This is a genomic window from Azospirillum sp. B510 (genome assembly GCF_000010725.1).
In the GTDB taxonomy this organism is placed as follows: domain Bacteria; phylum Pseudomonadota; class Alphaproteobacteria; order Azospirillales; family Azospirillaceae; genus Azospirillum; species Azospirillum lipoferum_B.
Map to the genome: position 1 here is coordinate 48286 of NC_013859.1, position 13173 is coordinate 61458.

Genomic DNA, 13173 nt, shown 5'->3' on the forward strand with positions numbered 1-13173 from the left:
GTGCATTTCCAGGCTTCGCCGCCAGCCTGGATCGGGACTTCGACGCCGTGCGAGCGGCGCTGAGAGAACTGTGGAGCACCGGGCCGGTCGAGGGGCACGTCACAAGGCGTCGCTCGAACCACGCACCGTATTCCATTCCCCGATAGCCCAACAGCGCACCCCCCAACAACGTTCCGCAACCGAACAACTTAGCGGTCGTGTCCGTGCGGGCGACCGGCGGATCGGGTCCGCTCAGACTGTTCGGTGAGTGACGGGTTATTCCCCACCGCCGTGACCTGATGTTCCTGAACCAATGCAAGCACCGCTGTATGGGTCTCGAGCAGGCCGGGATCGATCCTGATCAGGATCGCGACCACAAAGGCATCCACCAACTCTGGCCCGTCGGTTGCCGACGAGGCGAGCCCGCGCTCTTCCACCGCTTTACGCACCAATGGCAGCGACTGGATCACCGCGGCTGCCGAGGCACGCCGCAGCTTTCGGTCACGCCATTGCCCCAGGTGCTTGATGTACTGGCTGAAAATCCATGGGGGCTGGAACTTCGGCTCCAAGGTAGGCAACGGCCGTGCCGGAAGCGCAGGCAAGGCTGCTGCCGGTTCAGTCATTCCCGTGATTGCAGGAGCGACAGGGTAACGGTCAGGCTCGCGTTCTGACGGTCCACGCTCGCGGCGAGCTGCATCAGCACTTCGCCGATCTGGTCCAGCCGCTGCAGGATCGCGTCCGCGGCGCTGTCCGGTGATGGGGGGGACGTCAGATGCCGGGTCAGGGCGGCAATCTGCCGCTCCATCCGGTCGATCCGCTTGCTGACGGTCGCCGGCTCCTGTCCGGTCGTCATCTGTTCCGTTGCCGTGCTCATGAATACTCTCCCTTGTTGGGGCCGCCTGCATCTGCCTGGCTTGTGCAAGCCATGTCTCAATGTGTATCTGGGTGCGCGACGGCGGAGGCGCCGGCCTCCGAAGCTGGGCATCCAGTGGTGCGTTCACCGGCCCGAGCGGCAGGTGTTTTTTGCCGAGAACGGCATCACGCAGCCTCTCGATCGCCGTGCGAGTGCGGCTTTTGGCATCGACCGGGTCGACGATGGAAGCCGGCAGTCTCTGGCTGGAGACCGGGGGCGGAGGCGAGGTTTTAGTGCCGACTTGTGGCGGATCGGCTTCGAGTTCCTCGTTGCCCAATATGGAATCCCAAGCTACAGCGTTCGGGATCGCTGTTGTCTCTAGGACCTCCGGTGCCGGCTCAACCGGCTCGGACATGTCCATTGGTGGCGAAGGAAGGGGGGGGCGGGAGCTTGGCTCATCGGGCCGGGCTGCCGCCGGAGCCATTTTCGGCTGCTGGCCTTCAGGCCAGTTCAGGATGCCGGCGGCATCCAGTGCGCTGGTGGCGGCGGCAATCCATTCGTCGCTGCCGAAGAGCTCGACTGCCGGCCATTTGGCAGCCTGAACCATAGCGACGAAGACGGTGACGGCATCACCGGTCAAGGTGTCGGGCGAGACGACGGTGATCAGATCGCCATGGTCGGTCAGGACTTCATCGGAGGTGAGCCTCACCTGCAGCGGCTCATCCTGCGATCGCGGCAGCCTGACGTAATGGATCACCTCGCCGATGGCGCGGTCGATGGCATGGCCGTAATGGTCGTCGAGAATCTGACATTTGTACCGCGCCGTGCGGCTCAGTGGAGGAGCAGAGGGCAGCGGACGGGCTTCGAGCGGAGGATGAAGGATGGCGTCGATACGCCGCGCGCCGTTCCGGACCGGCTCCGGGTCGCGTCGGGATGGCTTGGCGCGGACGGCCCCTTCCGGCTGTACGGCGTCGGTCTGCGTCGGCTGCGGAGAGGGATCGGGGGCCGTGGTTATCGCCGGATCTGCACGGCGCGTCCGGTACCGGATGCCGCGCAGCGCCGCCTGCGCCGCCCTGTCCCCAGCCGCTGCGCGTTCCTGCAGGAAATCGGTCCATCCGGTGCGCTGAAGGGCGCCGAACCGGTGCCGTAGCGCCTGGCGCTCACCCTGGAAGGTTGCCGTCAGGGCGGCGCATTCCTCGGCGGCGACCGCCGCCAGCATCTCGGTCCAGGCCTGCCGCTTCACCAGCGGCAAGTGGATACCCCTGAGTTCGAGGCGACGATCCTGCTGATCTGTCTGTAGGGCGGCTCGGCGCGCGCGTTCTGAAGCCCGCTGTGCCTCCCAGGCCATCCGGCGATCACTGCGGAGCCGCTCCTCCTGATCGGCCACGCTGGCCCGGTAGAGATCGTACAGCGCCAAGCGCTCGTCCTTCCGCTCCGCTCGGCGCCGGTCTCGCTGTGCGGCATCCCGCGTTCTGCGCTTCTCGGACGGATGCGGTCGGTCCATCTCAGAGACGGTATCGGCAGCTGCATATTTCGGCGGAAAGCACCCAGCGGGAACGGCGGAAAGCGCCCGGGCAGAACGGTGAAAGCGCCCAGCCGTTTCGGTGAATTCGCCCACCCGTAGGAGTGGTGGTATCGGGGTCCGAACCAGCCTTTGGCATCCCCATGATCTTTCCACGGCACAGGCCAAGGAGGATCGGGATGCCCCGAGCGAGGTCGGACATGCGGCGGATCAGAGAAGTCCTTCGTCTGCGGGATGAGTTTGGCGCCAGCCAACGGCAGATTGCCGATGCCTGCCGGCTGCCGCGCAGCACCGTGCGCGATTACCTGGAGCGGCTACGGGCCTCCGGGCTGCAGTACGCGGATGTGCTGGGCTGGACGGACGTCGAGCTGGAGGAGCGGCTGTTCCCGCCTCCGGTCACGTCGGCGCGCCCGGTGCCCGACTGGCGGCACATCAGCCGGGAACTCGGCCGCCGTGGCGTAACGCTGCGGCTGCTGTGGGAGGAATACCTGGAGGTCCATCCCGGCGGCTATCGCTACACCCAATTCGTCCAGCATTTCCGGGCATGGCAGGGTGCTCATGCCGAGCCGCGTCTGCGCCGGGAACATCGGCCGGGGGCGGCGATCGAGGTTGATTACGCTGGGATGACGCTGACCGTCGGGCTCGGCGCTGAGGCGCGGCAGGCCCAGGTGTTTGTCGCCTGCCTGCCGTATTCGGGCTACGTCTATGCCGAGGCGACCTGGACCCAGCAGGCGGAGGAGTGGCTGGCCTCCCACGCCCGGCTGTTCGAACATCTGGGCGGCGTGCCGGGCAAGCTGGTGCCGGATAACCTCAAGGTCGGCGTCAGCCACGCCTCCTTCTACGATCCGGCGATCAACCCGGCTTATCACGATCTCGCCCGGCACTACCGCACCGCCGTCCTGCCGGCCCGGGTGCGGCGCCCGCGCGACAAGCCCAGCGCCGAGAACGGCGTGCAGCAGGTCGAGCGGCGGGTGCTGGCCCCGCTGCGCGATACGCCCTTCGCCACGCTGGACGCCGCCAACGCGGCCTTGCGCGACAAGCTGGCCACCCTCAATGCCGCTCCCTTGAGCCGCCGGCCGCAGGACACGCGCGCCGGCCTGTTCGCCGCCGAGGAGCAGCCGACCCTGCGCCCCTTGCCGCCGGACCGCTTCGTGCCGGGCACCTGGGCGCGCCACAAGGTCCCGCCCGACTATCATCTCGCTCTCGACGGCGGCGTCTACTCGGTGCCCCACACGCTGATCGGCAAGACGGTCGACGTGCACAGCACCGCCGGCGTGATCAGCGTCTTCCTGCGCGGCAAGCGGATGGCCTGCCATGTCCGCCGGCAGGACGGCGCCACCGTGACGCTGGACGCCCATCGCCCCGCCAACCACCGGGCCGTCGCCCGCTTCACCCCCGATGCCATCCAGACCGAACTGGCCGCCATCGGCCCGGCCGCCGCGCTGCTGTTCGAACGCATCCTGGCCGGCGCCGATCACCCCGAACAGGCGGTGCGGGCCGGGATCGGCCTGATCCGCTTGGCGGCCACCCACGGCACCAGCCGGCTGGAGCAAGCCTGCCAGGCGGCGCTGGAGGCCAACGTCGGATCCTACCGCTACGTCCAGCGCTGGTTGACCGCTCCCCCGGCCACAACGGCGGACGCGGCCGGTGCCGGCGAGCACACCAATCTGCGCGGCCCTTCCTACTATCACTGACGGAGATACGATGATGAAGCACGTCAACCACGAGCGGCTGCGCCAGTTGCGGCTGTACGGCATGGCCAAGGGGTTGGAGGCGCTGGAACGCCTGCCCGATCGCGGCCAACTGGCCTTCGACGAGCAGTTGGGCACGCTGATCGAGCGGGAAGCGGCAGAGCGCGCCAACACCGCACTCGCCAGCCGACTGAAACGTGCCCGGCTGCGCCAGACGGCCTGCCTGGAGGACCTCGACCTGCGCACCCCGCGTGGGCTCGATCGCGGTGTTGTGCGCGAGCTGGCCACCGGGCGCTGGGTGAAGGAGAACCGGCCGGTTCTGATCACCGGCCCGACCGGGATCGGCAAGACCTGGCTGGCCTGTGCACTCGGCAACCAGGCGGCGCGGGAAGGCCACAGCGTACTCTACACCCGGCTGACCCGCCTGCTGGACGATCTGGCCACCGCCCGCCTGGACGGTTCGCTCGCCCGGCTGCTGCGACGGATCGCCCGGCTCGACCTGCTGATCCTGGATGACTGGGCGATGACCGAGCTGACCGCGCCTCAGCGCCTGGACCTGATGGAGGTGATCGATGACCGCCACGACCGGGCCGCAACCATGCTGGCCACCCAAGTTCCCGTGGCCAACTGGCATCGGCTCATCGGCGATGCCACCTACGCCGACGCCATCCTCGACCGCCTCGTGCATCGGGCCTACCGCATCGACCTGCATGGCGACTCCATGCGCCGCACCAAGGCCGATGCCGCCAGCGAAACCCCCGACACCTAAGGCCGGTGCTTGGCAACCAAACCCACAACCTTCATAACGTAAATCCAGGGTTCGGCCCCGGCTCCCACCAGCTTGCAATTCGGGTGGGCGCTTTCGCCGAAACGGTGGGCGCTTTCAACCGAAACGCCTGGGCGAATTCGCCGAAATACGCAGGCAGCGAGGCGAGAGTCGTCCGGCAGGTGGTGAGGCGGTGTCGGATCGGGCGGTGCGTATGTCTCCCCCAGCCGTGCCTTGATCTTTCTCAGACCGCCAAGGCCCATGTGGGAGAGCTTCGCGACCGTGGTGGGATCGGCAAGATCGACGATGACATGGCCGCTGCCCTTGCGCCGGATGGCGATGCCCAATTCGTGGAATGCGCCATGCACCTCCGCCCAATCCGCTGCGTCGCGCACGATGTCCGCTGGCTGCGTCGCCACCCAGCTTTGAAAGCTCATCCGGCCGGTTGCGCGCTCGTACCGCAGCGCCGGGTCGGACAGACGCGGCGGCGTGTCGGCGGCGCGGGGCCGATCTTCGATGGCCAGATGATCGCCGGTCATCACCACCACATGGCGGCCACGGTCGTGGCTCCATTCCTGTGCCAGTTCCACCTCGCGGCAGGCGCGGTCCAGCGTGACCCAGTCGCGGTGAGGGTAATGAGCCCGTCCCGTAATTGGATGGACACGGCAGATCAGGATGTGGACATGAACGGACGCTGTGTTGCGATGAACGGCCAGCACCCATTGATGGTCGTCAAAGCCGATGCGGCGCAGCAGATGCCGGGCTGCCTCTTCCACCTCGTCGTCGGTTGGGGTTTCATCCTCTGGCCAGCTCACGACGAGATGATAGAGAGGATCGCGGCACCGCGGACAGGCGTCCGAGATGAAGCGCATCTGAGCCGCCGCAAGGTCGAGGCTCAGGATCTCGTGCAGCGCCAGATGCGAGGCCTTTCCTGGGGCCGCGACGTAGGCGATGGCGGCGGCGAAGCAGGATCGCCCATCGCGCCGCCGCTTGCAGACCTTAGCGATCATCGCCGTCCTCGACCGCGTCGGCCTCGGCGGCGTAGCCCCAGTCCTCCTCGTCCATGTGATCGTCGGTGCTGGTGATCACCCGCAGAACGGCGCGCTTGAGGTCGTGTAGGATATCGGTGATCGTCGGCACATGTTCCGGCGGTGCCTTGCCGCGGATGTGGCGGTCGCCGTCCTTGCCCTTGCCGTCGGTCAGCCACCACTTGAGCAGGCCGCCCAGCCGGTTCAGGTCCGCCATCGCCTTGCGGTCGGCGACGGACCGGACCTCCCGGTTCAGCGCGGCCTGTCGGATGAACTCCGACATCGTCACGCCTGCCTGCCGCGCCTTCCCTTCGATGAGCCTACGCTCCTGTGGGGTCACACGCAGCCTGACGCTATCGTCCTTCAGGCGCTTATCGGATCCTGACCGTCTCGCCATGCCACCCTCCGTTCCCGAGCCGGGGCTCGGCGCATGCAGCGCGTCCGGGCGGTGCCGGTGGGGGTGTCGGGGGCTTAGCCCCTGACCAGGATGCGAAAGGCAGGACCGCCGAGAAGCCGCCCTGCGGCGCCGAGGCGGTCCTGCCGGTGTCCCATTGCGGCCTCCGGGCGCGGTGGGACATTCGCCTACCCTGTCCCCTCCGGCGGACCTCCAGGCCGCCCCACCGGGGACCTGGGAGAATCGGATGGAGCGCGCAACAGGCCGCTCGACCACGGGACGAAGTTTTTGTGTGCCGGCTCTGGTGCGGTACCATGGTGGCGGACATCCTCGGTGCTCCGAGGATGCATGGACGAGGAGGGCATGCCATGCCCAGGACGCGCACCTACACCCCGGACTTCCTCAACAACCTGCGCCAGAAGCTGGAAACCGCGCCGGTCCCGACGAGGAACCTGTGCTCCCGCGAAGCCATCGACATTCTCAAGAACGAGCTGACCAAGAAGCGAAACGCGGGCTGGACCTTGAAAGAGCTGGCAACGTGGCTGACGGAGCAGGACCTCGTGATCGATGCGGGCAGCCTGAGCGGTTACCTGCAGGACGGTCGCAGAACGAAGATGCGCAAGACGGAGAAGGCGAAGAACACCAAGACCGCCATGGCGGTGGAGACGATCAGGAAAGTCCCCAGCACGGAGATCGCCCCGCCCGCCGCTACGGCGACGAACAGAACCGGCACCATCCCCAGGCGGGTGCCAAAGGCGAAGGATAATGGAGATCAGAAGAAGCTGGACTTCGCGAACCCGGACAGCGCTGAATCGAATTGATCCCGCGCGGCACAGAGCACCGGCTCTGGCCTACAAAAACAACGGGGTGGGCGCCGTGACCGGCGCCCACCCCGCTTGTTCGTCTCTCACAAGGCCGAGGCTCTTGCGGTGATCCCTATCAGCAGGGACCGCCATGTCATTGATGTTGCACCGGTGGGGCATGACCACCGGCCTGTGCATGTCGCCGGTGTGATCGAGCCGTATCGACAGGGAAAATTACGGTCCTGCCGCATCCAACGGAAAGGCGAATGGTGATGGTCCCCCGCAGGGGTGTGCCAGGAATTCCGTGCTGGGCGCGTTTATCATGAAATCTTGATCATCTGCTGGTTGGAGCTGACGCCAAGACGGCATTCGATCAGAACGGCTTGCTCGACCAGCTGAGGAATGAGTTGATGGGGTCGGTACTGAAGGAGGAGCTGGGTCTAATGAAGAGCGGCAATCCTTCAACGGCTACGGCCACAAGACGGTGAGGGCCGATGGTGACTCGATGGACCTGTGCATCCCACGCGACCGGACGGGAACGTTCGATCAGATGCTGATCGGCAACTACAAGCGTCGGTTCCCTGGCTTCGACGAGAAGATCATTTCGACGTACGCCCGAGGCATGAGTCACAGGGTACCTGCGGGAGCAGCTCTACAGTATCGAGGTCCCAGCCGACCTGATCTCAACGGTGACGGACGCGGTGATCAAGGAGGTAACGACCTGGCAGAATCGGCCCTTGGAGGCGATCTACCCGCTGGTGTTCCTGGAGGATGCCATTCGGATCAAGATCCGCAACGACGGTTTGGTGAGCAATAAGACCATCCATGTGACCATCGGCATGCGGGCCGGCGGCGCAAAGGAAGTCCATGCCCTGCGGAAAGAGCGGAACGAAGGTGCTAAGTTCTGGCAGCGCGTTTTGTACGAGTTGAAGAACCGCGATGTGAAGGACGTCCTCCTGGCTGTCATTGATAGGCTGATGGATCCCCCGGTGTGATCGCCACTGAACCGCCCCGGAACTTTGCAGGATCATGGGTGCCAAAGCGTTGGGTCCGGCGGCGCCGCGTCGATCACCACCACCGACAGCAGCTCGCGCGCGCTGCCCGTCAGTCGGTTCGCGAGCGCCATCTTCAGGGCATTCGCCGATGCCGGTGGCGGCGAGCCGTCGGGTGGAGGCGTGAGGTCGACCGTGGGGCCGGACCAGAACACAAGATACACGCCACGTCCGCCCGCCAGCGGATCGGCCGTGTAGAGCCGCTGCAACTGCCCTTCCGCCGCCGTCCACAGCGCATCATGCTTCTGCAGTTTGATCTCGATGGGCAGGACGAGCGTGCCGGCGGTGACGTCGATGTCGGCGCGTTTGCTCCCGGCGTAGTGGCCCTCAGGCTTCGCCACAGCGCCGTGGCGGATGAGGCGGGATTTCAACAGGCCGAGCAGCGCGTTGCGGCAGATGTTCTCTGCCTTGGGTTTGACGGGCTTCTCCACCTCGGTGTTCCAGAAGGTCTTCCAGCCGTCACCGGAGCCGGTGCGGATTTCTTCGGCGATGTCCTCCAGATGCTGGACGACGAGCGCCTGCAAATCCGCGGCGTTGGCCGGCATTCCGCCATCGAGCGCCACCACCACCTGCTCGACGTCGGCGTGCTGGAACAAGGCTTCGCGGCGGACCCGCAGCTGTCGCGCCGTGGCATGGGCGAAGGCATCACGCCAGGAGGCACGCTGGGGATCGTCGCGCCAAGCGGCAAGGAAGTCGGCCGCGTCCGTCGAGGGTTCGGCGGCGAGATGATCGATGCAGGCACGGATAAGGCGTGCGAACTCGGACTCCCCACGAACCCGACGCCCGTTCTCGACGTTGTACGCAGTGTCTTCGAAATGTGGAGCCAGCGACCGGATCAGCACCATCGCCTGATGCGCGGAAAAGCTGTAAGCGGTTCGAGCGCACCCTTCACCGATTCCCCGGGATCACCGCATGGATCTGTTGCGGCGGGCCTTGAAGTGTTCGCGCAGGTCGAGGATGGCCTTAGCGAGGGCGGGGATGTCGGCGTCGGCGATGGGTGCCGTGCTGATCAGAAGAGGATGCAGGGCCTGGAACGTGGCGTGCTCTGGTTTGTCCGGGTTGGCCATGCTCTTCCAGGCGCGCGGTGCCAGCCGGGTTGCCATCAGGAAGCCGAGGGACCAGAAGATCGGGTCCAAGCCCCCGGCATGGTGTGTTGGTAACTGCGGCCGGTACAGATACGGGAACTGCGCCATCGTCTCCGATAGGCGATTGTGGTGATGCACCACGGCTTGGATGGCCAGGTACTCCCGGGTTTCCTCCGTGGCGAGCAAGGCGCGCTCGCCCAGAAGTTGGCCGAGCCAAAGCTGAGGATCGATGAACTTCGGCCCAATCAGAACAGCGGTCAGGTAGCCGTCGAGCCCGTCAAGGCACGACACCGGGGCCGCCCGACCGCGAGCCCGCAGATAGGCTTCAAGTTCGCCAGCACTCAGCATCGGTTTGGCCGCCGTCGTGGTGGCGTTTGCGCCAGACTTGCTCATGCCGCCCGGACCTCGACAGCGAGCGCGGTGTCCCGCTCCGCCTTCCACGCCCAGGGCAGCAGGCGGTCGAGATCGTTGACCTTCACCGCGCCGGATACGATGCGCTCCAGCGCGTCGGCAAGGTAGGTGAACGGGTCGAGCCCCATCAACTTTGCGCTGTTGATCAGAGAGGCCAGGATCGCCCAATCCCGGCCACCGGCTGCCGAGCCGGCGAATAATGCGTTCTTCCGGCTCACTCCGATCGGGCGCATGGTGCGTTCCACGGCATTCGTATCGACATCGATGCGACCATCGTCGAGGAAGGCGACCAGCCCATCCCAGTGGCCCAGCGTGTAGGCGATCGCCTTGGCCAGGCTCGATTGGCCGGAGATTTCGCTCCGCACCTCCATCAGCCGAGCCCTCAGCGCCGCCATGATCGGCCGGGTTTCGGCCTGCCGGACCAGCCGGCGGGTGTCCGCTGCGGTGCCGCGGATACGCTCCTCGATGGCGTACACCGCGCCGATGCGGGCGATCACGTCACGCGCCACGTCCGACTTGGTGGTCTTGAACACCGCCACAAACTTGCGACGTGCATGCGCCAGGCAGAAGACGAGGCGGATACCAGCTCGCTTACGGCGGCGGACCAGCGCCTTGTAGGCGGCGTAGCCGTCGACCTGGAGAATGCCGTCGAAGCCCGCCAACTGCTCCTGGACAGCGGCCGTATCCCGCCCCTCGGCGTAGACGTAGCCGACCGCCGGCATGGCGGGGCCTTGCCAGGGACGGTCGTCCACCGCCTGGGCCCACAACTGGCAGACCTTGGTCCGCCCGCGTCCCGGATCGAGCCGGGGGAGCGGCGTCTCGTCACAATAAACCCGCTGCTGAGAGCGGATGTAGAGCAGCAGCCGATCATAGAGCGGCCTCAGCCACCAGGCGGCTCGGCGAACCCAGAACACAAGCGTGCTCCGGTCCAACACGATGCCTTGGCCGGCAAACATCTGCGCCTGTCGGTACAGCGGCAGGTGCCAAGCAAACTTCGCCACCACGACGTGGGCGACCAGCGCGGTGGTCGCCATGCCGCCGTCGACCACCCGCGGTTTGGCCGCGGCCTGGACCACGGTGCCGGCGCAGCACCGGCAAGCGTACTTCGGCCGAACGGTGCGCAGGACGCGCACGATGGCCGGGATCACATCCAGCGCTTCGGCGACGTCCTCACCGATCCGGTGCATCGGCCCCGCGCAGCATGGGCAAGCGGTGTTGTCCGGCTCGATGGTTGTTTCCACCCGCGGCAGATGCCGGGGCAGCGCCCCGACATTGCGGGCTGCCGGGCGGCGAGGTTGCTGTTTCGCCTTTCCCGCTGTCCGGTCCGCATTGTCGTTGGCAACAGGAGTGAGCTGGCCCCCATTTCCCGGACAGATTTTAGGCTAAAATAAGCTTGGTTCCGGTTCGTGTTATGCCGCCATTCTGCTTTGGTCCGGAGAGCCCTCGTATGCCTCTGCCGGGGTTCTGCCGCCGAGCGCCGAGTGCGGGCGGTCGGCGTTGTAGTAATCGATCCAGCGGTCGATCCCGGCTCTGGCCTCGCTGCCGGTCTCAAAGGCGTGGAGATAGACGCACTCGTACTTCATCGATCGCCACAGCCGTTCGATGAAGACGTTGTCCATCCAACGGCCGCGCCCGTCCTCGATACCCGGATGCCGGCCGCGGTCAAGAGGCCGGTGAAGCGCGGGCTGGTGAACTGGCTGCCCTGATCGGTGTTGAAGATGTCCGGCCGGCCGTGCCGCGCCATCGCCTCCTCGACGGCCTCGATGCAGAACTCGACGTCCATGGTGTTCGACAGCCGCCAGCTCAAGACCTTGCGCGTTGCCCAGTCCATCACCGCTACCAGATACAGGAAGCCCCGACGCATCGGAATGTATGTGATGTCAGCGCACCAGACCTGGTTGGGTCGGTCGATGGTCATGTCACGCAGCAAGTACGGCCAGATCTTGTGCTCGGGATGCGGCACGGTCGTCTTCGGGCGCTGGTAGACCGCCTGCAACCCCATCCGCGCCATCAGGCGGCGAACCCGCTTGCGGTTGATCTCATGGCCATGACGGCGCAGATGCCGGGTCATCTGCCGGCTGCCGTACCAGGGCGTTTCCAGGAACTGTCCGTCGATCAGCCGCATCAAGTCCAGGTTCACGGCCGGTTCGCCCTTGGCCGGCCCGTAGTAGCTGGACCGGCTGATGGAAACCAGCTCGCACTGTCGGGTGATCGACAGCTGCGGATGCTCCGGCTCGATCAGTTTCCGCCTCCGGCCGACGCTCATCGACCGGAGGCCTTGCGCAAAAAATCGCGCTCCACCACCAACTGGCCGATCATCGTGTGGAGCTTTTCCACCTCGCCCTGATGGCTGGTTTCGGCGGCTTCCGCCTTGCCGGAGAACACACCTGCCATCCCATCCATCGCCTGCTTCTTCCAAGCGTTGATCAGCGTCTGATGCACGCCGTGCTTGGCCACCAGTTGCGACACCGTCAACTCGCCCCGGATCGCCTCCAGCGCAACCTTCGCCTTGAACTCCGCCGAATACCGCTTCCGTTTCCCCGTCATCGGGTCCGTCCTTCCTGATAGGCGAACCAAGCTTATCCGACTGTCCGGGAAACGGGGACCAGCTCAGTTGCTATCCGGTACACCGAGCGCCTCACCGAGGCCGGCGTCGAGCCCTCCATCGGCAGCGTTGGCGACTCCTACGATAACGCGTTGGCCGAGACCATCAACGGCCTCTACAAGACCGAGGTGATCCGCCGCCGCGGGCCGTGGCGCACCCTGGAGGCTGTCGAGTTCGCCACCCTGGAGTGGGTGGACTGGTTCAACCACCGCCGCCTGCTCGAACCCATCGGCAACATTCCTCCCGCCGAGGCCGAAGCCCGCTACTATGCTCAAATCGAGGACGTCGCCATCGCGGCGTGCTCAAGCCAAATGGCCTCCGACAAACCCGGCGCGGTTCAATCGGGCGGACTATTCTTGGAATCCATTGTACATGGTTTTGCGGCGCAAGGGTCCATATGTCGGAATCGCCACAATATCGACCCGGCTTCATCACCATTTCCTCGATAGGCGACATCGCAAACGTTGAAGCGCGGCGCAACAAGGAGGAAGCCATCGCGGCATCCTTGGTTCGAGCCGCCGAACATTTGGAGCATGACAATGCACCTTCCCCCGACAGACATCGGCTCTTTATCCTTATGGAATGCCGTGAAAGCATATTTCGTGCCACCGGTGGTGATTCCGGTCGCCGTCGTGCTGACAGTCTTGCTTTTCGTCCTGATACACGGCTCTGTTGTGTAAGTTGTAGGGTTCGTCGCGTTCAAGGGCCTCGGTCGGAAGCCCTTTTAACGATGCATTGCACACATGCCGCTGTACCCAAAGGATTTTAGCATGAAAGGCCGAACTGGGGCTCGCATCTTCAAGGGCGGGACGGCCCAATGTCATTCCCTCACAGTGACCTACGCGCCAACCCGAACCTCACAGAGCTGTTGATCGGCGCTCCCATGCGCGACGATCGGATAGTCCGCAACCCTCATCAAAAGAATGAGTTGACGGCATCCCACGCCGTGACACTCACAGAATTTCTGCCTTCGGCCCCCGCGCC

Annotated in this window: 8 protein-coding genes and 4 pseudogenes; 5 read left to right on the forward strand and 7 right to left on the reverse strand. The window is 65.6% G+C overall.

Features of this window, described 5'->3' with window-relative positions; translation table 11 throughout:
- Positions 1-188: 188 nt before the first annotated feature.
- Complete coding sequence (locus AZL_RS35005) at positions 189-2249, reverse strand: hypothetical protein (protein WP_148219766.1); 2061 nt, start codon at positions 2247-2249, stop codon at positions 189-191.
- A gap of 284 nt (positions 2250-2533) precedes the next feature.
- On the opposite strand from AZL_RS35005, the gene istA reads away from it, so the two are divergent.
- Positions 2534-4048, forward strand: a complete 1515-nt coding sequence (istA, locus tag AZL_RS30255; protein WP_012973785.1) for an IS21-like element ISAzs2 family transposase — start codon at positions 2534-2536, stop codon at positions 4046-4048.
- 10 nt (positions 4049-4058) lie between these two features.
- Positions 4059-4814 carry an IS21-like element ISAzs2 family helper ATPase IstB gene (istB, locus tag AZL_RS30260; protein ID WP_012972684.1) on the forward strand — a complete coding sequence of 252 codons (756 nt, stop codon included), beginning with the start codon at positions 4059-4061 and terminating at the stop codon, positions 4812-4814.
- On the opposite strand, the gene AZL_RS30265 is transcribed toward istB, so the two are convergent.
- Both AZL_RS30265 and AZL_RS36030 read right to left on the reverse strand, forming a co-directional pair.
- The gene (locus AZL_RS30265) at positions 4811-5821 is read right to left on the reverse strand and encodes a relaxase/mobilization nuclease domain-containing protein (protein WP_012978177.1); all 1011 of its coding nucleotides are present in this window, start codon (positions 5819-5821) and stop codon (positions 4811-4813) included. The two genes, istB and AZL_RS30265, sit on opposite strands and share 4 nt — an antisense overlap.
- Positions 5811-6236: a plasmid mobilization protein gene (locus AZL_RS36030; RefSeq protein WP_371304264.1), complete on the reverse strand. Its 426-nt coding sequence runs from the start codon at positions 6234-6236 to the stop codon at positions 5811-5813. Before AZL_RS36030 ends, AZL_RS30265 begins: the two co-directional genes overlap by 11 nt.
- Before the next feature lie 365 nt (positions 6237-6601).
- Here AZL_RS36030 and AZL_RS30275 point away from each other — a divergent pair, with 365 nt between their 5' ends.
- Together AZL_RS30275 and AZL_RS35015 are read left to right on the forward strand one after the other, a co-directional pair.
- Positions 6602-7054 (forward strand): hypothetical protein, encoded by a 453-nt coding sequence (locus tag AZL_RS30275; RefSeq protein ID WP_042446522.1) that lies wholly within the window; start codon positions 6602-6604, stop codon positions 7052-7054.
- A gap of 320 nt (positions 7055-7374) precedes the next feature.
- Positions 7375-8025 (forward strand): annotated as a pseudogene (locus tag AZL_RS35015) (transposase); the annotation flags it as partial.
- 38 nt (positions 8026-8063) lie between these two features.
- Here the strand turns inward: AZL_RS35015 and AZL_RS30285 are convergent.
- The 4 genes and pseudogenes from AZL_RS30285 to AZL_RS30300 form a co-directional block, all read right to left on the reverse strand.
- Positions 8064-8933: a hypothetical protein gene (locus AZL_RS30285; protein ID WP_012978180.1), complete on the reverse strand. Its 870-nt coding sequence runs from the start codon at positions 8931-8933 to the stop codon at positions 8064-8066.
- A gap of 60 nt (positions 8934-8993) precedes the next feature.
- Entirely contained in the window at positions 8994-9566 is a 573-nt protein-coding gene (locus AZL_RS30290) for a YecA family protein (protein WP_052293819.1), read from the reverse strand.
- A pseudogene (locus AZL_RS30295) lies at positions 9563-10930 on the reverse strand (IS66 family transposase); the annotation flags it as partial. The gene AZL_RS30290 and the pseudogene AZL_RS30295, both read right to left, overlap by 4 nt.
- 63 nt (positions 10931-10993) lie before the next feature.
- A pseudogene (locus AZL_RS30300) lies at positions 10994-12131 on the reverse strand (IS3-like element ISAzs33 family transposase).
- Positions 12132-12179: 48 nt separating this feature from the next.
- Between AZL_RS30300 and AZL_RS30310 the strand changes: the two are divergent.
- A pseudogene (locus tag AZL_RS30310) lies at positions 12180-12638 on the forward strand (integrase core domain-containing protein); the annotation flags it as partial.
- Between the last annotated feature and the right edge of the window lie 535 nt (positions 12639-13173).